The sequence below is a fragment of the Epilithonimonas hominis genome, assembly GCF_003730015.1.
In the GTDB taxonomy this organism is placed as follows: Bacteria; Bacteroidota; Bacteroidia; order Flavobacteriales; family Weeksellaceae; genus Epilithonimonas; species Epilithonimonas hominis.
This window is the reverse complement of sequence record NZ_RJTU01000001.1, coordinates 1-1698: the sequence shown is the minus strand read 5'-3', so window position 1 is coordinate 1698 and position 1698 is coordinate 1. Positions and strand designations below refer to the sequence as shown.

The 1698-nt window shown below is 33.9% G+C and carries 3 protein-coding genes; 1 reads left to right on the top strand and 2 read right to left on the bottom strand.

Going from position 1 to position 1698, the window contains the following annotated elements; translation table 11 throughout:
- Positions 1–344: VanZ family protein (locus EGH73_RS00015; RefSeq protein WP_148041661.1), on the top strand; the 344-nt coding region annotated here is incomplete at its 5' end.
- Here the strand turns inward: EGH73_RS00015 and EGH73_RS00010 are convergent.
- Both EGH73_RS00010 and proC read right to left on the bottom strand, forming a co-directional pair.
- Positions 325–756, bottom strand: a complete 432-nt coding sequence (locus EGH73_RS00010) for a GNAT family N-acetyltransferase (RefSeq protein WP_123280123.1) — start codon at positions 754–756, stop codon at positions 325–327. The two genes, EGH73_RS00015 and EGH73_RS00010, sit on opposite strands and share 20 nt — an antisense overlap.
- Positions 757–758: 2 nt before the next feature.
- Complete coding sequence (gene proC, locus EGH73_RS00005) at positions 759–1562, bottom strand: pyrroline-5-carboxylate reductase (protein WP_123280122.1); 804 nt, start codon at positions 1560–1562, stop codon at positions 759–761.
- Positions 1563–1698 lie beyond the last annotated feature (136 nt).

The window sequence follows — 1698 nt, the reverse complement described above, 5'->3', positions numbered from 1 at the left end:
GGTCACCTTATGATTTTAATATTGTCCGCTTAGTTCCGATGGTTTCTACAGCAGGTTTCATCAGAGAAACGATTCAGTGGAAAACCATTGTTATTAATGTTTTTGGAAATATTATAATGTTTATTCCGTTTGGATTCTTAGGAATCTTAATTCCTGATTTGGAACATTTCAGAAAACTGATGTCTAATTTTATTTCTGCAATTATCATCATTGAGAGTTTTCAGTATTTCACCAGATTAGGTGTTTTTGATATTGATGATATCATTCTGAATACAATTGGTGTTGCCATCGGATTCGGAATTTACAAATGGCTGAACAGAACAATTATTGATAGGGATTTTTAGTGTGAACTTCCATCCATCTGGAAGGATCATTGATATTACTCCAGCCAAATTTCCTGTAAAGTTCATGTGCATCTGCTGTTAAAAGAATCCATCTTCTTAAGCCTTGTAATTCGGGATGATGCATAATAGTTTCCATCAGTAATTTTGAAAGACCAAGACCACGAAATTTATCCAGGATAAAGACATCGCCCAGGTAAGCAATCGTCGTGAAATCTGTAATAACCTTTGCAAACCCGATTTGTCTGTCGTGATAAAATACACCAAAACAAAACGAATTTGCAACAGATTTTTCAACTATTTCTTTTGAAATTCCCTTTGCCCAATACGATTCTTCGGATAAATACTTGTGAATAATTTCTATATCCATTTTGGATTTATCGGTAGAAATATAAAAATCTTGTTGATTCTCCATTGTTATGAATTTAGTTCCTTTGCTCTGTTTTCCGCTGCTAAAATTCCGTTTTTCACAATTGATTTCAATTGATTCTCTTCGAAAGTCTTCAGAGCAGCTTCCGTTGTTCCACCTTTGGAAGCGACATCTTTTATCAATTCTTCCAAAGATTTATCAGAATTGTTGATAAGATGATAAGCACCCAACATTGTCTGTTTTACGAATAATTTTGATAGATTTTCATCGATTCCCATTTCTGTTCCCGCTTTTATCATGGCGTCGATGATATAATAGAAATAAGCAGGTCCGCTTCCTGAAAGTGCGGTTACGCCGTTCAAAAGACTTTCGTCTTCTAAATAAACAGAACGTCCTGTGGAATTTAGTAAACGCTCGACGTTCATCAATTCTGAAAAAGAAATGCCTTCTGCCGCGGTATAACCCGTGATTCCCATCCCGAGAAGAGTGGGAGAGTTGGGCATTGCTCTTACAACAGATTTATGATTGAGAAGTTTTTGGATTTTCTCAATCGAGATTCCTGCCATAATTGACAAAATCATCGATTTTTCTGAAATTTTGAAAGGTAAATTCTCTGCGACAAAACCAAAATCCTGAGGTTTCACAGCAATGATGATGAGGTCAGCTTCCAAATTTTGAATTTCATCAAAAGACGAGATTTCTGACTCTGGAAAGAGTGTTCTTATTTTGTCTTTTTTATTCTCGTTTCTTGTGATGAGGTGTAGATTTTGCGGTTTTATCAATTCATATTTCAAAAAAGATTTTGAAAATGATAAACCCATATTTCCTGCTCCTAAAACTGCAATTTTCATTTGTGTTTTTATATTTTTATTTATTGAATTTATGTTAAACACAAAGGCACAAGAATAATTTTCTTTGATTATAGATTAAGGCACGAGGAAAATTAAAAATTGTTAATTTTATAGCATAAAACTTTGTGCCTTAAAA

Bases quoted from the DNA above. Each gene is read 5' to 3' on its own strand.
- proC (WP_123280122.1), bottom strand. From the start codon at position 1,562: ATGAAAATTGCAGTTTTAGGAGCAGGAAATATGGGTTTATCATTTTCA.
- EGH73_RS00010 (WP_123280123.1), bottom strand. From the start codon at position 756: ATGGAGAATCAACAAGATTTTTATATTTCTACCGATAAATCCAAAATG.